The organism is Mesorhizobium sp. M8A.F.Ca.ET.207.01.1.1, from assembly GCF_004794715.1.
Lineage (GTDB): Bacteria > Pseudomonadota > Alphaproteobacteria > Rhizobiales > Rhizobiaceae > Mesorhizobium.
Genome location: NZ_SRUS01000002.1, coordinates 38,749 through 54,547, shown reverse-complemented (window position 1 = coordinate 54,547; position 15,799 = coordinate 38,749). Strand labels below are relative to the sequence as shown.

15 protein-coding genes are annotated in these 15,799 nt (G+C 62.8%); 7 read left to right on the top strand and 8 right to left on the bottom strand.

The annotated features are described in order from the left end of the window. The first annotated feature begins 17 nt into the window (after window positions 1–17). Window positions 18–458, top strand: coding sequence for a cupin domain-containing protein (locus tag EN850_RS05120; protein WP_136090761.1), 441 nt, complete (start codon window positions 18–20; stop codon window positions 456–458). Here the strand turns inward: EN850_RS05120 and EN850_RS05115 are convergent. From EN850_RS05115 to EN850_RS05105, 3 genes are read right to left on the bottom strand one after another with little or no spacing between them, the layout of a single operon-like run. Then, the gene (locus tag EN850_RS05115; RefSeq protein WP_136090760.1) at window positions 433–1,107 is read right to left on the bottom strand and encodes a lysoplasmalogenase; all 675 of its coding nucleotides are present in this window, start codon (window positions 1,105–1,107) and stop codon (window positions 433–435) included. The genes EN850_RS05120 and EN850_RS05115 overlap by 26 nt on opposite strands. Further along, the gene (locus tag EN850_RS05110; protein WP_135929463.1) at window positions 1,104–2,060 is read right to left on the bottom strand and encodes an EamA family transporter; all 957 of its coding nucleotides are present in this window, start codon (window positions 2,058–2,060) and stop codon (window positions 1,104–1,106) included. Before EN850_RS05110 ends, EN850_RS05115 begins: the two co-directional genes overlap by 4 nt. Before the next feature lie 44 nt (window positions 2,061–2,104). Beyond that, on the bottom strand, window positions 2,105–2,893 hold the full coding sequence (locus EN850_RS05105; RefSeq protein ID WP_127276009.1) for a DUF3108 domain-containing protein: 789 nt from the start codon (window positions 2,891–2,893) through the stop codon (window positions 2,105–2,107). A gap of 259 nt (window positions 2,894–3,152) precedes the next feature. On the opposite strand from EN850_RS05105, the gene rpmB reads away from it, so the two are divergent. The 3 genes from rpmB (at window position 3,153) to EN850_RS05090 (ending at window position 4,991) form a co-directional block, all read left to right on the top strand. Beyond that, window positions 3,153–3,449 (top strand): 50S ribosomal protein L28, encoded by a 297-nt coding sequence (gene rpmB / locus EN850_RS05100; RefSeq protein ID WP_010911765.1) that lies wholly within the window; start codon window positions 3,153–3,155, stop codon window positions 3,447–3,449. Between the two features lie 180 nt (window positions 3,450–3,629). After that, window positions 3,630–4,313: a queuosine precursor transporter gene (locus EN850_RS05095; protein ID WP_135932987.1), complete on the top strand. Its 684-nt coding sequence runs from the start codon at window positions 3,630–3,632 to the stop codon at window positions 4,311–4,313. Window positions 4,314–4,316: 3 nt separating this feature from the next. Next, the gene (locus tag EN850_RS05090) at window positions 4,317–4,991 is read left to right on the top strand and encodes a hypothetical protein (RefSeq protein WP_127276011.1); all 675 of its coding nucleotides are present in this window, start codon (window positions 4,317–4,319) and stop codon (window positions 4,989–4,991) included. A gap of 381 nt (window positions 4,992–5,372) precedes the next feature. Here EN850_RS05090 and EN850_RS05080 read toward each other — a convergent pair whose 3' ends face one another. From EN850_RS05080 to EN850_RS05065, 4 genes are all read right to left on the bottom strand, one after another. Further along, a complete protein-coding gene (locus EN850_RS05080) occupies window positions 5,373–6,401 on the bottom strand; it encodes an esterase-like activity of phytase family protein (RefSeq protein ID WP_136090759.1) in 1,029 nt (342 codons plus the stop codon). Further along, window positions 6,398–8,296, bottom strand: a complete 1,899-nt coding sequence (cobT, locus tag EN850_RS05075) for a cobaltochelatase subunit CobT (RefSeq protein ID WP_136090758.1) — start codon at window positions 8,294–8,296, stop codon at window positions 6,398–6,400. Before cobT ends, EN850_RS05080 begins: the two co-directional genes overlap by 4 nt. 11 nt (window positions 8,297–8,307) lie before the next feature. Then, window positions 8,308–9,294: a cobaltochelatase subunit CobS gene (gene cobS, locus EN850_RS05070; RefSeq protein ID WP_127276014.1), complete on the bottom strand. Its 987-nt coding sequence runs from the start codon at window positions 9,292–9,294 to the stop codon at window positions 8,308–8,310. A gap of 123 nt (window positions 9,295–9,417) precedes the next feature. After that, entirely contained in the window at window positions 9,418–10,047 is a 630-nt protein-coding gene (locus EN850_RS05065) for a J domain-containing protein (protein ID WP_127276015.1), read from the bottom strand. A gap of 177 nt (window positions 10,048–10,224) precedes the next feature. On the opposite strand from EN850_RS05065, the gene EN850_RS05060 reads away from it, so the two are divergent. Next, window positions 10,225–10,527, top strand: a complete 303-nt coding sequence (locus EN850_RS05060) for a BolA family protein (protein ID WP_127276016.1) — start codon at window positions 10,225–10,227, stop codon at window positions 10,525–10,527. Between the two features lie 7 nt (window positions 10,528–10,534). Here EN850_RS05060 and EN850_RS05055 read toward each other — a convergent pair whose 3' ends face one another. Beyond that, on the bottom strand, window positions 10,535–12,088 hold the full coding sequence (locus EN850_RS05055; RefSeq protein ID WP_136090757.1) for an acetolactate synthase large subunit: 1,554 nt from the start codon (window positions 12,086–12,088) through the stop codon (window positions 10,535–10,537). Window positions 12,089–12,514: 426 nt separating this feature from the next. Between EN850_RS05055 and EN850_RS05050 the strand changes: the two genes are divergently transcribed. Together EN850_RS05050 and EN850_RS05045 are read left to right on the top strand one after the other, a co-directional pair. Then, window positions 12,515–14,464 carry a PrkA family serine protein kinase gene (locus EN850_RS05050; RefSeq protein WP_127872201.1) on the top strand — a complete coding sequence of 650 codons (1,950 nt, stop codon included), beginning with the start codon at window positions 12,515–12,517 and terminating at the stop codon, window positions 14,462–14,464. Window positions 14,465–14,483: 19 nt separating this feature from the next. Next, window positions 14,484–15,797 (top strand): YeaH/YhbH family protein, encoded by a 1,314-nt coding sequence (locus EN850_RS05045; protein WP_136090756.1) that lies wholly within the window; start codon window positions 14,484–14,486, stop codon window positions 15,795–15,797. Window positions 15,798–15,799: the final 2 nt, after the last annotated feature.

Sequence of the window (15,799 nt, the reverse complement as noted above, 5' to 3'; positions counted from 1 at the left end):
ATGCGAGCTTCCTGCCGATGACCAGTTCCGCGGAAATCATAGCAACGCTCGCACTGAAGCCGCATCCGGAAGGCGGCTGGTATGCCGAAACCTTTCGCGACGAGGCCGGCGGTGCGCGCGGCCATTCGACCGCAATCTATTTTCTGCTGGAACGGCACCAGCTTTCAGCCTGGCATCGGGTCAGGGATGCCGCCGAGGTCTGGCATTTCCATGCCGGCGCGCCGTTGGCGCTGTCGATGTGTGAAGAAGGCGGCGCCGTTATCGAGCAGGTTCTCGGCATCGACCTCGCGGCGGGCGAAAGGCCGCAAATCGTCGTGCCGGCAGGCTGGTGGCAATCGGCGCGCAGTCTGGGCGAGTGGACGCTGGTCGGCTGTACCGTCGCGCCGGGTTTCGATTTCGCCGCCTTCGAACTGGCCGAGCCGGGCTGGCAGCCTAACCGAGCAGGAAACCCAGGGTAATGGCGAGCTGGGCGGCGTAATACAGCACCCATACTGCGACGCGCATCCAGGCGCGATGCGGCGAGATGGCGGCCACCAGGAATTTCTCCGTGGCAAGCAGCCCGTCCGATGCCATGAACAGCACGGCGCCGCCGATCACCCAGATACTGTTTGTCGTCAGCGCCGACATGCCCATCGCCAGGATCGCAAGGACATAGACGGCGATCGGGATACGCAGGCCGGGGCCGACACGGCGCCAGAGCGCTGCCAGCATCACGATCGCGAACACCCCCATGGCCAGTGCAATCGCGCCTCGCCAGGATTCGGCGGAAAGCAGCTCCAATCCGCCACCGCTACGCTGGAACAGCGCGACATAGACGATGTGGGCGACGAGAAAGCTCGCCAGCCCGCCGAGAAATGCCCTTTCCCCGTCGCGCGACAGGAAGGCGTCGCCGATCGCGCTCAGCGCAAGGGCGGCAACCAGCAGCAGCGGGCCGCCCTGCATTGCGGCGAGTGCGGCGAGCATGGCCACAGAGAGCGTCTTTGCCGCCGAGCGGGCCAGCGTCGGCGGCATGCCTGATGTGAAGGCATAGATCACCGCCGCCACCATCGAAAAGATCAGCGTTGCATTGGCGTTGGCGTCGATGCCGCCGGCAAACGGCATCGTCATGCCCTGGCTCCGTCTTCGGATGCCCGGGCTCCACCTTCGGATACCCTGGCTCCGTCTTCGGATGCCCCGGCTCCGCTCTCGATAGCAATGGACTTGCGCAGAAACAGCGACTTTGCCGCCAGCGCCGCGCCGCCGGTGATGAGCACGCAGGCGGCCAGAATGCGCAACGAAGGCTCGGCGACGCCAGCCGCGATCAGCACCAGCGTCGACAAAAGCGGCGCCGCGTAGCTTACCGCACCCAACACCTGGATGTTGCCGCGCTTGACGCCGATGTCCCAGGCATAGAAGGCCGCGCCCACCGGCATCAGGCCAAGGCCGAGCACGGCCAGCCACTGGCCGGCGCCGACCGGCAGCACTGTTTCCTCGAGCGCCAGGTGGCAGGCGAGCGACAGCACGGCGGTTGCCGCGCAGAACCAGGTGACGATGCTGGTCGGCACCGACGGGAAACGTCGCGACAGCAGTGAATAGGACGACCATAGCAAGGCGCAGACGGCGGCCATGGCATAGCCGAAGGTATAGCGAGCATCGAAGGCCAGGCCGCCACCCTTGGTGACGATCAGCACGGTGCCGGCAAGGCCGAGCAGCGCGCCGACGACATGGTGCCACGCCAGTTTTTCGCCCGGCATCAGCGCCGAGCCGAGCACGATCAGCAGTGGCCAGAGATAAGCAATCAGGCTCGCCTCCACCGCCGGCGCGTTGCGCAGCGCTGTGAAGTAGAAGAAGTGGTAGCCGAACAGGCCGGCAATTCCGATCACCCACACCTGGGGTGGGATTTTCTGGCCCCTGTCGGCAGCCGGCATGAACAGCCGTGCGACTAGCCCGACACCGGTGCCGATCGAGAAGGTGATCGCCGACAACAGGAATGGCGGCACCTTGCCGGATGCGTCCGTCAGCAACGCCAGCAACGCCCACATGGCGACCGCCGAAAAGCCGATCAGTGTTGCGCGCCCCATTTTGTCTCCAGTGGCGCGCCCCATTCTGTCCCCGGTGGCCTGCCTTATTGTACCGCTTCGAAACGTCCGGCGCTGATGGTCAAGGTGCCGATCTGCGTTCCGACCGTAGCGTGGATCGGCGCATATACGCCGGTTTGGCCAAGCGGTGCAAACGTCACCATCATGCGGCTCTTGCTCTTGAGATAATTGAGCGCCTTGCGGCCCTTGCGGTAGCCTGCCACCGGCTCGAAACCCATCTGGCAGGTGACTGTGTCGCCCTTGTAGCCCGGCACCGAGATCGTTCCTTTCGAGGCGTAGGTCAGCGTCAGGTCGGCGCGCATCTCACCATCATAGAACTTGACCTTGCGGCCGCAGACCTGGTCGGGGCTGTCGGCATGGATGACGGTGGCGGCCATCGGATCGAGTACCGATGCCAGATCGCCGGCACCGAGCGGTACCCAGGCCTTGGGGTCGCGCTTGCCCGGCGCGGGGATGACCTGCGTCGACGCCACGTTGCCATTGGCAAAGCGAATGTCGATCGAGGATGCCTTCTTGCCGGAAGTGTAATCGGCACGGAATGCCTGCGGCACCATTTTCTGCCCGGAGATCGTACCCTTGGACGAGATTGTGCCACGCGTGTCGTCGAACAGCTTGGCCAGACCCGCTGCGGAGACGGTGCCATTGATCGCATAAACGCCACTCTGATAGCTGCTGGAGAAAGTCGATCTCGCGATCGAGAGCCCCAGGAACGACACCGTGTATTCGCCCTTGAAGGATTGCGGCGACGCAGCCGACGCGGCGGACGGCAAGGCGATGGCAAGCGCGGTGACGAGCGCGTGAGACAAACGAGGCATGGCGGATCGGATCCTTGATTTTGGGCCGGAGGCGGGCGACTCCGGTCTGGCATGTCCCTATGAGACCGCTTATAGGGGGAAATCCGGCCTTAATATGAAATGCCGGGCGGTTCCGTGGCGAAGCCGGAGCTTGACGCCCCGGTGAAATGCAACTATGGAACGCCAACTTTTTCCATAAGGCCGCCTGACCAGAACCGCGCGCCACCCGGCGTGGGCACAAAGGTTTGGCAGGTCACGAAAGAACTGAAGGTTAGAACCCATGTCCCGCACCTGCGAACTCACTGCCAAAGCAGTCCAGACCGGCAACAATGTGAGCCACGCCAACAACAAGACCAAGCGTCGCTTCCTGCCGAACCTCGTCAATGTGACGCTGATTTCGGAAGCGCTGAACCAGAACGTGCGCCTGCGCATCTCAGCCAACGCGCTGCGTTCGGTCGAACATCGTGGCGGTCTCGACGCTTTCCTGGCCAAGGCCGACGTCAAGGAACTGTCGCAGCGCGCGCGCCTGCTGAAGAAGCAGATCGCCAAGAAGCTCGCCGAGCAGGTCGCTGCGTAACATCAGATAAGGCGGGGGACGACCGCCCCGGCCAACCTCTTGTTGGCCTCTGGCCAATCTTTTGTTGGCCACTGAGCATCGGATAGATCCGCAAGGCTCGACAATCCGATGCCCAACTGCGAAGCGGGCACCGCCCGATCGGCATGATGCTCCGCTGGTTCCATTACCCAGGATAAAAAAATGTCTTCTTTTTCGCGATACCTGCCTTTCGTGGCCGCCATGGCGCTTGTCGTCGTGGCATCGAACATCCTCGTGCAGTTTCCCATGCAGGGCCAGATTGGCGGCCTGTCGCTCGCCGACGTTTTGACCTGGGGCGCGTTCACCTACCCCTTCTCCTTCCTGGTCACCGACCTTGCCAACCGGCGCTACGGACCTGCCGTGGCGCGCCGCATCGTCTTTGTCGGCTTCATGACGGCGGTAGTGTGCTCGATCCTGATCCCACCCTTCCTGTTTCGCCACGGCTTCATCGAATTCGAGACGTCGGCCGACCGGCTGGTGCGTATCGCGGCCGCTTCGGGCGCTGCCTTCCTGACCGCGCAATTGCTCGACGTCACCGTGTTCAACCGGCTGCGCCGGCAGAGCTGGTGGCGGGCGCCGATCGTCGGCACGCTGGTCGGATCGGTGTTCGACACCGTCGTGTTCTTCGGCGTGGCCTTTTCGGCCGCCTTTGCCTTCGCCGGCCCAAGCGACAGCTTCGCGCTGGAGAGCGCCCCGTTGATGGGCGTGTTTCATGTCGAGGCCATGCGTTGGGTGTCCTGGGCGCTCGGCGACCTCAGCGTGAAACTGATCATCGCTGTCGTGGCACTGATCCCTTACCGGCTGCTCGCCGCCCGCTGGAGCCAGCCGGCCGTTGCCGCGGCCTAAGCCGTGATTCCCTGGATCCAGCTGGACTCCGCGAAAACGCCTGATGGCCAACAGGAACTGCGGCTGAAACGGCGCGGTTCCGAATTCTCTATCATGCTCGGCACCAACGAGTTGATGAACAGCCGGCTAAGCGGCTCGGAAGAGGCGCTGGCGAGACTGTCCTGCCAGAAGATCGCGGGCCATCGGCAGCCGAGGGTGCTGATCGGCGGACTTGGCATGGGTTTTACGCTGCGCGCTGCTCTCGCCGAACTGGGCAACAATGCCGAAATCGTTGTCGCGGAACTGGTGCCGGCCGTCGTCGCCTGGGCGCGCGGCCCGATGGCCGAGATTTTCGCCGGCTCGCTCGACGATTCCCGCGTCACCATCCGCGAGGCCGATGTCGGCAAGTTGATACGGTCCGAGCCCGCAGCCTGGGACGCGATCCTGCTCGACGTCGACAATGGCCCCGAAGGCATCGTCCACAAGGGCAATGACGCTCTCTACAGCCTGGCAGGGCTCGGCGACGCGCGTAGCGCCCTCAAGCCGGGCGGCGTGCTGGCGGTGTGGTCGCAAGGCCCGGATGCCGGTTTCACGCGGCGGCTGAAACAGGCCGGCTTCGCCTTTGAGGAGGTCAACACGCGCGCCAACGGCAAGCGCGGCGCGCGCCATGTCATCTGGATCGCCACCAACGGCCGATGATCCTGACGTAAGGTCGGCCAGCGGGTCCGCCTCAGGCGATGTTCAGCGGGACTTAGGGCGATTCAGAGTTTGATAGAATCTTTGACCGCTCTAACTTCTTGTTTTTACGCAATTCCGGACGGAAAACCGCTACGCACTTTTCCCGGAATTGCCCTAGTTCGACTTCTGGAGCTCGGCGGCAAGGGCCTCCAGGAGCCCGCGTGTCCCCTCCTCCCGCTCCTTGGCGGAACGACACCGTCGAAGAAGGCGCCCTGGTCGGTATGATGGCGTTCCGCCGGTATGCGGCGTTCGGCAATCCAGTCGGCGAGCGGGTGAGCGTAGGTCCGGTGGTGAAGCCGGTGTTGAATACACTCAGCTTCAGATCGTTGGGGCTGCCGCTCATCAATCCTGGTGCAGGATGAATTCCAGGTAGAGATTGCGCTGCAGGATCGAGTGGTTATCGTCGGAGATCAGCGACACCATCAGCGCGCCGTCATCGCGGGTCCAGACGTCGAGACCTTCCATATTGTCGATCTGGTAGCCCATGTCGGCCTGCAGCAGCACCGGCCCATCGGCGACGGCGCCCGTCTCGACGCTCTCTCCATAAATGCGCCGCAGCCGCATCTTGAGGCCGCCCGCCATGGTGAAACTGCGCTCCAGCAGCAAAAGATCGCCATCCGGCAGGAAGGCGCCATCGGTGATGTCGAAATCGTCGTTGCGCTTGACGGTGAAGACGCCCTTGTGCGGGCCTTCGATGATGGCGGCGTAGATATTGCCGGTCTTGTCGAGGCTCTTCTCCGAGACCACGACCAGGCCGCCCTGATGCTGGCCGTTGGCATTGGCATGGGTGACGGTCTCGAAGCCGCGATTCTGCCGCAGCTCCCGCGCCGGCACCAGGAAATCCAACTGCCGGAACGACCCCTTCATATTGTCTTGGTCAATCTTGAACTGGGCGACGCGATGGTTGCGCTCGAAACCAACGGTGGCGATGCCGTCCTTGACCGCAAGGCCCTCGGCGTCGACTTCCCATTTTTCGTCGATCGGCTGGCCGTTCTGGTCGACCATCTGCTGCATGCGAAAATTCTGGATGCCAACGGGCCGCCTGTCAGCGTCGCGGGCCACCGAGCCGAAGAACCAGTAACCGGTGTCGGCCACGCCGATGAAATCACTGCCGGCTTTCAGAAACCGGAAGGCCGACAGCGCCCCGAAATCACGTGATGGCGAGGTCGTTTCCAGCCCGCCGACGAATTCGAGCTGGCCAAACTGCTTGTCGGTACGGCCAATATGGAATTCGGTGATCGGGCGGGCCGAGACCGCGACAGGCTCAACCGGAGCCGGGTCGGCCGAACCGGCTGGCGCCGAAGCCATGCCGGCAAGCAAGGCGAAGGCGGCGAAAAGCGTGTGCCGAAACCCGCCTCGGAAAAAGATCATCCGGCGCGCCGCATGCCGCCGCGACGCGTATCCTTCGCGCTTTCCTCGGCAAACAGCGAAGCCAGTTGCTCGGTCATGGCGCCGGCCAGTTCCTCGGCATCGACGATGGTGACGGCGCGCCTGTAATAGCGCGTGACGTCATGGCCGATGCCGATGGCCAGCAGCTCCACCGGCGAACGCGTCTCGATCAGTTCGATGACGGCGCGCAGATGGCGTTCGAGATAATTTCCCGGATTGACCGACAACGTGGAATCGTCGACGGGCGCGCCGTCCGAGATCATCATCAGGATCTTGCGCTGCTCGGGCCGGGCAATCAGCCGGTTGTGCGCCCACAAGAGCGCCTCGCCGTCGATATTTTCCTTGAGCAGGCCTTCGCGCATCATCAGGCCGAGATTGCGGCGCGCCCGCCGCCACGGATGGTCAGCGGACTTGTAGATGATATGGCGCAGGTCGTTGAGCCGACCGGGGTTCGGCGGCTTGCCGTCCTTCAGCCATTTCTCGCGGGCCTGTCCGCCCTTCCAGGCCCGCGTGGTGAAGCCGAGGATCTCGACCGAGACGCCGCAGCGCTCCAGCGTGCGCGCCAGAATGTCGGCGCAGGTGGCGGCGACCGTGATCGGCCGGCCGCGCATCGAACCGGAATTGTCGAGCACCAGCGTCACCACCGTGTCACGGAATTTGGTATCGCGTTCCTGCTTGAACGACAGCGGCTGCATCGGATCGATAACCACGCGCACCAGCCGCGCCGGATCGAGATAGCCCTCTTCCAGGTCGAAATCCCAGGACCGGTTCTGCTGCGCCATCAGGCGGCGCTGCAGCCGGTTGGCGAGCCGTCCGACGACACCCGACAGGTTGGCGAGCTGCTTGTCGAGGAAGGCGCGCAGCCGGTCGAGCTCTTCCTCTTCGCAGAGCTCCTCGGCGCCGACCGTCTCGTCGAATGCTGACGTGTAGACCTTGTAGTCGATTTCCTTCGGCAGATTGGTGAAGGGATTGTCGTTGCGGCGCGCCTCGCCGGGGGTTTCGGCGTCGGCATCGTCGTCATCCGACAGATCGTCGGCCGTCGCGTCGGAGGCTTCGGTCTCGGCCGACTGCTCGTCGTCCGCCGATGCCTCGGCGTCCTCGGATTGCGACTGCTCGGAGCCGGAATCGTCTTCGCCGCCCTCCTCGCTCTGTTCCTCGCCTTGCGGCTGGTTGTCGTCATTGTCCTCGGAGTCTTCGGTCTCCTGGTCGTCGCCGAGTTCCTCGGCCATTTCCATGGAGGCGAGCATCTCGCGCACGACGCGGGCGAAGGCCTGCTGGTCCTCGAGTTTCTCCGACAGGCCGTCGAGGTCCGCCTTTGCCTTCTCCTCGACCCACGGGCGCCAGAGTTCGACCAGCCGCTCGCCGCTCTTCGGCACCGGCCGGCCGGTCAGCTTTTCGCGCACCATCAGCGCCAGCGCCTCCTCGATGGGCGCGTCGGCCTTGTCCTTGACGTCGACGAGGTTGGCCTTGGCGTACTTGTCCTCCAGCATCGAGCCGATATTGTCGGCGACGCCTTGCATGGCGCGGCTGCCGATCGCCTCGACGCGGGCCTGTTCGACCGCGTCGTAGATGGCGCGGGCTGCCTTGCCTTCGGGCGCCAGCTTGCTGTGGATGCGCACGTCGTGGCAGGCGCGCTTCAGCGCCATGGAATCGCCCAGCCCGCGGGTGATCGCGATGTCGGTCTTCGATGCCTTCTTGGGCAGTTCAGGAAGCCGCGCGCGGTTACCGGCCAGCGCCGGCCTGTCCTTGGCGAAGCCGACTTCCATCTCCTTATCGCCGGCGATGGCGCGCATGCAGACCGTGACGGCGCGCTTGAAGCTGTCGGCTTCAGACCCCGTCTTCGACTTGTTGCGCGTATTGTCGCCCGGACCCGCCATCGAGGCCCTGCTTAGCCCAGCACGACGTTGGCCGCGCTCTCGGGCAGATCCTGGCCGAAAGCGCGCTGGTAGAACTCGGCAACCACCGAACGTTCCAGCTCGTCGCACTTGTTGAGGAAGGTCAGCCGGAACGCCATGCCGACATCGCCGAAGATCTCGGCATTCTCGGCCCAGGTGATGACGGTACGCGGGCTCATCACCGTCGACAGGTCGCCATTGATAAAGGCCGAGCGCGTCATGTCGGCGACGCGCACCATCTTGTTGACGATGTCCTTGCCCTTGGTGTCGCGATAGTGCTTGGCCTTGGCCAGCACGATGTTCACTTCATTGTCGTGCGGCAGATAGTTCAGCGTGGTGACGATCGACCAGCGGTCCATCTGCGCCTGGTTGATCTGCTGGGTGCCGTGATAGAGGCCGGTGGTGTCGCCCAGACCGACCGTGTTGGCGGTCGAGAACAGCCGGAACGCCGGATGCGGGCGGATAACCCGGCTCTGGTCGAGCAGCGTCAGGCGGCCGGACGATTCCAGCACGCGCTGGATGACGAACATCACGTCGGGACGGCCGGCATCGTATTCGTCGAAGCACAGCGCGACATTGTGCTGATAGGCCCAGGGCAGGATGCCGTCGCGGAATTCGGTGATCTGCAAGCCGTCCTTGACCACGATCGCATCCTTGCCGACGAGGTCGATACGGCTGACATGGCTGTCGAGGTTGACGCGCACGCAAGGCCAGTTGAGGCGGGCGGCAACCTGTTCGATATGGGTCGACTTGCCGGTGCCGTGATAGCCCGACACCATGACGCGGCGGTTGTAGGCAAAGCCGGCGAGGATCGCCAAGGTCGTCGCCTTGTCGAACAGATAGTCGGGATCAATGTCGGGCACATGCTCCGATGTCACCGAATAGGCCGGCACGACCATCTTGGACTCGAAGCCGAATTTCTCCTTCACCGACACCGTCGTGTCGGGCAGGTTAGCGATATCGCGATCGACCTTGTTCATATCTCTCAACGTCTCCACAAGCGAAACGTCGCGTTTCGCCGGCAATCGATTTTGTTCGGGGGCGGTCTTAAAGCCTTTTCCAACCTTATGAAAGTTGGAAAACGACACAAACCATAGGGTCGCTCAGCACAGGCCTGCCTGTTTGAGCACGCGATAGGCCTGAAGCACATCGCGGAACCGGTCTTCCGAACCTCTGTCGCCGCCATTCGCATCCGGATGGTGACGCTTCACCAGTTCCTTATAGCGCGCCTTGATGTCCTTGCCAGTCGCCTTTGTATCAAGGCCAAGCGTTTCCAGCGCCTTGGCCTCAAGGGGCTTGGCCTTGCGCTCGCGCGCCTCGCGCGGATCCTTCGGCCCCTTGAACAGGTCGAACGGGTCGCGCATGCGGTTGTAGTAGCCGGCGCGGCCGGAGCGCATCTGCGCCATATCGGGCGAGGAGCGTGTCGAGGCGCCGTTGACGCCCATCTTCCAGGTCGGCCTGTGGCCGGTCATGGCTTCCTTCTGGAAGCGCGCGACCTCGGTGTCCGGCACGCCGGAGAAGTAGTTGAAGCCCTTGTTGTACTCGCGCACATGGTCGAAACAGAAGCGGAAATACTCGCCCTCCTTCATGCGTCCGACCGGGGCGCGATGCGTGCCCGCCTCCTTGCAGCCATCCCACTGGCAGATCGGCGCGTGCGACTTCACCTCCGCGTCCTTGTCGGGGCGAACGCGAATCTTCTCGAAATATTTGGGATACGGCTTCATCTCACCCATTTATGGGGCGTTCGCAGATGCGAAACAAGAATTGACATTTTCGCGATCATCGCCCTAACCGCTGAATCGCGGCTTAAAGCAGGCGAATGACCGATTTTGTTGCGCGCCAGCGGCCTGGTGAGACCGATTTCCGGTTTTCACGGCAGCGCCAACCATATGTGGTGAAGGGAGAAAACGATGTCCATACAGGCGACCATGGAAGACAAGCTCAACAAGGCATTTTCGCCGGACCGGCTGGTCATCCTCAACGAAAGCCATCTGCACGCCGGCCATCATCACGTGGAATCCGGCCATCACGCCGAGTTCGACGGCACCGGCGAGACGCACTTCCGTGTCCGCATCGTCTCGCCGAATTTCGCCGGCATGAGCCGCATCGACCGTCACCGCGCCGTCAACGAACTGCTGGCCGACGAGTTGAAGGCCGGCGTGCACGCGCTGGCGATCGAGCCGGCGGCGCCCGGCGAACAGACGCGCTGGTAAGAACCGGTCAGATTACCGCTTCGATCAGAAACGGCCCCGGGCGAGACAAGGCAGCGTCGAGCAGCGCGTCGAACCGCTCGCAGGTATCCGCACGCGCAGCCTCCACGCCCATGCCTTTGGCCAGCGAAACCCAGTCCAGCGCCGGATGGTCGAGATCGAGCATGCGCCGCGCATTCTCACCGATCGCGTTCACGCCGACATTCTTCATCTCGCCATGCAGGATCGCATAGGCGCGGTTGGAAAAGACGATCGTCACCACGTCGAGACGTTCCCGCGCCTGCGTCCACAGGCCCTGCACCGTGTACATGCCGCTGCCGTCGGCCTCGAGATTGATCACCTTGCGGCCGGGACAGGCGATCGCCGCACCCGTCGCCAGCGGGATGCCGCCGCCGATCGACCCGCCCGTGCCCATCATGTAATCGTGCGGCGCGGCAAAGGCCGACAGCGCGAAGAAACGCCGCGCCGAGGTGACGGCCTCGTCGCAGACGATCGCGTCGGCCGGCAGCTTTCTCGCGACAGACAGTGCGATGGCGTCTTCCGTCAGCGGGCCGTTCGGCGTTGCCTCGTCGGGAAACGCGCTGGCAACCGCCGTCCGTTGCGATGGCTTGACGCCAAGTTCACCGCGAAGCGCTTCCAGCGCCGCATGCAGGTCCTGCCCATGGTCGGCGAGCGTCAGCACCTGGCAGTCGTCACGGACAAGCCGTCCCGGTTTTCCCGGATAGGCAAAGAAGGCGACCGGCTCCTTTCCGCCGACCAGCACCAGAACATCGATATCCCTGAGCGCTGCCGTCGCCGCGTCGACAGGATAGGGAATGCGCGTCGGCGCGACACGTCCGCGCCCGCGCTGCATCCTGGCGATCAGGACCTCGCTGAACAGCCTGACATCGCAGGCCGCCGAAATCTGGCCGGCGATCTCGAGCGCATCGGCGCGCGCCGCCCGCCCGCGAACGATCATGCCAACACGGCCGGGCGCGGAGCGGATCGCCGCGGCCACCTGACGCACCGCATCCACGTCAACCACCGGCGGCGGTGAAAGGACAACCTTGCCGAGCGAAACCGCGTCAGCCTCCCCCCAGGCCGCGTCCGCCGGCAGGATCAGCGTCGTGACGCCCGGCGGCGTCAGCGAGGCGCGAAAGGCGGCCTCCGTGGCCGGCTGGACATCGGCAGGCCCTTCGATGCGGCGCACCCAGTTGGACATCGGCGCCGCCAGGCCTCCGATATCGCTGGTCAGCGGCGCATCGAGCGGCAGATGGTATGAGGCATGGTCGCCGACGATGTTGATCATCGAACTCCTGGCGCGCCTTGCGTTGTGCATGTTGGCAAGACCGTTGGCCAGCCCCGGCCCTGTGTGAAGCAGCGTCGCTGCGGGGCGATCGGTCATGCGCGCATAGCCGTCGGCCGCACCGGTCACCACGCCCTCGAACAGGCCAAGCACACAACGCATCCGCGGCTTGCGGTCGAGCGCGGCGACGAAATGCATTTCGGATGTGCCGGGGTTGGCGAAGCACACCGTAACATCATTGGCCAGCAGCACGTCGCACAGGACATCGGCGCCATTCATGCAAATTTTCTCCCGTTAACGAGGAGCAATTGCACCCGCGCATGTCCGCGCCGCAATATTCCGCCGACGCTTTTGGCATGATCCAGCCACAGAATGGGCAAGTGACAATCGGCTGGGTCAACCGACCGTCTGGCGCGGCCACCAGGCTTCGTCGAACTCGAACCGGGTCGCAACTTTCGCCGCCTCAGGCCGCATCAACGCGCTTCCAATACCGTGCAGATCACGAAATCAATATCTGCCCCTTGACGACCTCGTCTGGCCATCACCACCTAAGTATTGGGTAAGCATTTCGGCCAGATGGCTGGCGTCTCGGGTTTCAATGCCAAATGCACGCGCGCTCCTAATAAAGGGAACCACCATGCGTTCCGGCAGTTGAATATGTGATGAGCCATTAGGTAGCCAGCACGGCTCTGAGGGCAAAGCACTATGCGCGACAATCAGTCCGACGTCTTCGACCTTTTTTCGGAGATTTATGCCAACGCCGCCCAGGAAGAAACCAGCCTCCAGCAGTATCTCCTTGCCTGCCGAGAGGACAAATCAATGTATGCCTCGGCGCCTGAACGGATGGTCGAGGCGATCGGCGAACCCGACCTGGTCGACACCAGCAAGGACGAACGGCTCGGCCGCATTTTTTCGAACCGCACCCTTAAGATCTATCCCTCCTTCTCCGACTTCTACGGCATGGAGGAAACGATCGAGCGTATCGCCGGGTATTTTCGCTATGCCTCCCAGGGACTCGAGGAGCGCAAGCAAATCCTCTACCTCCTTGGCCCTGTCGGCGGCGGCAAATCCTCCCTGGCCGAACGGCTGAAGAAATTGATGGAACAGCGCCCGATTTACACGCTGAAGGTCGGCAACCAGATCAGCCCGGTTTTCGAATCGCCACTTGGCCTTTTCCACCCCGATCGCATGGGCGACCTGCTGGAGGATAAATACGGCATAGCCCGACGCCGGCTGAATGGGCTCATCTCACCATGGGCGGCCAAGCGACTCGACGAACTGTCCGGCGATATTTCCAAATTCAGCGTGGTCAAGTTGATGCCTTCCCGGCTGCGCCAGATCGGCATTGCCAAGACAGAGCCTGGCGACGAAAACAATCAGGATGTCTCGGCCCTGGTCGGCAAGGTCGACATCAGACAGCTGGAAAATTTCAGTCAGTCCGACCCGGACGCCTATTCCTACAGCGGCGGACTGAACCGGACCACGCAGGGCCTGCTCGAATTCGTCGAGATGTTCAAGGCGCCCATCAAGGTCCTGCACCCGTTGCTGACGGCGACCCAGGAAGGCAGCTACAACGGTACCGAGAATTTCGGCGCCTTTCCATACCAGGGCATCATCATTGCCCATTCCAACGAATCGGAATGGCAACAGTTCAAAAACAACAAGAACAACGAGGCCTTTCTCGACCGCATCCTCGTGGTCAAGGTACCGTATTGCCTGCGGATCACCGAAGAGCGGCAGATCTATGAAAAGCTGCTGCGCGAGAGCGACCTGGCCGCAAGCCCCTGCGCACCTGAAGTGATGGACATTCTCAGCCGATTCACGGTCTCGACCCGCCTTGCCGAGCACGACAATTCGCCGCTCTACACCAAGATGCGCGCCTATGACGGTGAGAACCTCAAGGAAGTCGATCCCAAGGCGAAGTCGGTCCAGGAATATCGCGATGCCGCCGGCGTCGACGAAGGCATGACCGGCGTAAGCACACGCTTCGCCTTCAAGATCTTGTCCCAGACATTCAACTACGACACCAAGGAGGTGGCTGCCGATCCCGTGCACCTGATGTACATCCTGGAAGAGGCGATCAAGCGCGAGCAGTTTCCAAAGGAAACGGAAGGCGCCTATCTCGACTTCATCAAGTCGGAACTGGCAACGCGCTATGCCGAGTTCATCGGCCACGAGATTCAGAAAGCCTATCTGGAATCATACAGCGAATATGGCCAGAACCTCTTCGACCGCTACATCGCCTATGCCGATGCCTGGATTGAGGACCAGGACTACAAGGATCCCGACACGGGCCAGATTCTCAATCGCGAGGTATTGGACAAGGAATTGTCGCAGGTCGAGAAACCGGCCGGCATCGCCAATCCCAAGGACTTCCGCAATGAAGTGGTCAAATTCACGCTGCGTGCCCGGGCGCGAAACCACGGCCGCAACCCGTCCTGGACAGGTTATGAGAAACTTCGCGAGGTCATCGAGAAGCGGATGTTCGGCCAGGTCGAAGACCTCTTGCCGGTGATCAGTTTCGGCTCCAAGCAGGACAGCGTCACGGAAAAGCGGCACAATGAATTCGTGCAGCGCATGGTGGAACGCGGCTACACCGAGCGGCAGGTGCGCCGGCTTGTCGACTGGTACATGCGGGTGAACAAGGCGGGTTAAGAGAGGCCCGAATGGTTCCATGCCTATTTTCATCGACCGCCGCCTGAATCCGAAGGACAAGAGCCTGGGCAATCGCCAGCGGTTCCTCAAGCGTGCTCGGGAAGAACTCAAGCGAAGCCTACGCGATCAGATCCGCATCGGCAGGATCGCCGAAGTGGATGCCGAGCACGCAGTGCCCATGCCCGATAGGGGCACGGGCGAGCCGACCTTCAACAACGCCAGGAACAGCGGCAGGCGCCAGTACATCCTGCCGGGCAACAGGCATTTCTCTCCTGGAGATCTGATCCCCAAGCCCGGCCAGGGCGGCGGCGCCGGGGCGTCGTCCCCGGGAGACAGCGTGTCCGAAGACGACTTTCGTTTTGTGCTGTCACGCGAAGAGGTGCTCGATCTTTTTTTCGAGGATCTCGAACTCCCGGATATGGTCAAGCTCAACCTCAAGGAAATCCTTGCCTTCAAGCCGCGCCGGGCTGGCTTCGCCGCTACCGGCTCACCGACCAACATCAACGTCGGGCGCACGATGCGTAACAGTCACGGCCGGCGTATTGCCCTGAGGCGCCCCAAGCAGAGCGAGATGGACGCGATCCTCGAGGAAATCGCCATGCTCGAGTTGGCGCAATCCAGCGCGGCGACGCGCCAGCGCATTGCGGCATTGCGCGAGGAGCTGGACCGATTGGAGCGGCGGCGCAGGCGAATTGCCTATGTCGATCCCGTCGACATTCGATTCAACCGCTTCGATCCCCAGCCCGTGCCGAACGCCAATGCCGTCATGTTCTGTCTGATGGATGTGTCCGGGTCCATGGGTGAGCGCGAAAAGGATTTGGCCAAGCGCTTCTTCGTGCTGCTGCACCTGTTTTTGAAACGGCGTTATGACCGGATCGAAATCGTCTTCATTCGCCATACCCACGAGGCGCAGGAGGTTGACGAGGAGACATTCTTCAATTGCACCCAAAGCGGCGGTACCGTCGTTTCCACCGCGCTCGAGGAAATGCATCGCATCATCGGGCAGCGATATCCGGCCAGCCAGTGGAACATCTATGCCGCCCAGGCCTCGGACGGAGACAATTCCATCACCGATTCCGAGCGCTGCATAGCCCTGCTCGACGGCAAGCTCATGCGGCTGTGCCAGTATTTTGCCTATGTCGAGATCATCGACGAGCGCGAAGCCCATATATTCGGCACGACCGAGAACGGGACATCGCTATGGCGTGCCTATAGCGCGATCGACCTGAAATGGCCGAACTTCCAGATGAGCCGCATCGCCACGCCCGCCGATATCTACCCGGTCTTTCGCCAGCTCTTCGGCAGACAGCCGACTCTCCTCAAGAGAGCGTGAGG

What these genes read in the sequence shown, in the direction of transcription:
- EN850_RS05120 (WP_136090761.1), top strand. Translation starts at nt 18, where the DNA reads ATGACCAGTTCCGCGGAAATCATAGCAACGCTCGCACTGAAGCCGCAT.
- EN850_RS05115 (WP_136090760.1), bottom strand. Translation starts at nt 1,107, where the DNA reads ATGACGATGCCGTTTGCCGGCGGCATCGACGCCAACGCCAATGCAACG.
- EN850_RS05110 (WP_135929463.1), bottom strand. Translation starts at nt 2,060, where the DNA reads ATGGGGCGCGCAACACTGATCGGCTTTTCGGCGGTCGCCATGTGGGCG.
- EN850_RS05105 (WP_127276009.1), bottom strand. Translation starts at nt 2,893, where the DNA reads ATGCCTCGTTTGTCTCACGCGCTCGTCACCGCGCTTGCCATCGCCTTG.
- rpmB (WP_010911765.1), top strand. Translation starts at nt 3,153, where the DNA reads ATGTCCCGCACCTGCGAACTCACTGCCAAAGCAGTCCAGACCGGCAAC.
- EN850_RS05095 (WP_135932987.1), top strand. Translation starts at nt 3,630, where the DNA reads ATGTCTTCTTTTTCGCGATACCTGCCTTTCGTGGCCGCCATGGCGCTT.
- EN850_RS05080 (WP_136090759.1), bottom strand. Translation starts at nt 6,401, where the DNA reads ATGATCTTTTTCCGAGGCGGGTTTCGGCACACGCTTTTCGCCGCCTTC.
- cobT (WP_136090758.1), bottom strand. Translation starts at nt 8,296, where the DNA reads ATGGCGGGTCCGGGCGACAATACGCGCAACAAGTCGAAGACGGGGTCT.
- cobS (WP_127276014.1), bottom strand. Translation starts at nt 9,294, where the DNA reads ATGAACAAGGTCGATCGCGATATCGCTAACCTGCCCGACACGACGGTG.
- EN850_RS05065 (WP_127276015.1), bottom strand. Translation starts at nt 10,047, where the DNA reads ATGGGTGAGATGAAGCCGTATCCCAAATATTTCGAGAAGATTCGCGTT.
- EN850_RS05060 (WP_127276016.1), top strand. Translation starts at nt 10,225, where the DNA reads ATGTCCATACAGGCGACCATGGAAGACAAGCTCAACAAGGCATTTTCG.
- EN850_RS05055 (WP_136090757.1), bottom strand. Translation starts at nt 12,088, where the DNA reads ATGAATGGCGCCGATGTCCTGTGCGACGTGCTGCTGGCCAATGATGTT.
- EN850_RS05050 (WP_127872201.1), top strand. Translation starts at nt 12,515, where the DNA reads ATGCGCGACAATCAGTCCGACGTCTTCGACCTTTTTTCGGAGATTTAT.
- EN850_RS05045 (WP_136090756.1), top strand. Translation starts at nt 14,484, where the DNA reads ATGCCTATTTTCATCGACCGCCGCCTGAATCCGAAGGACAAGAGCCTG.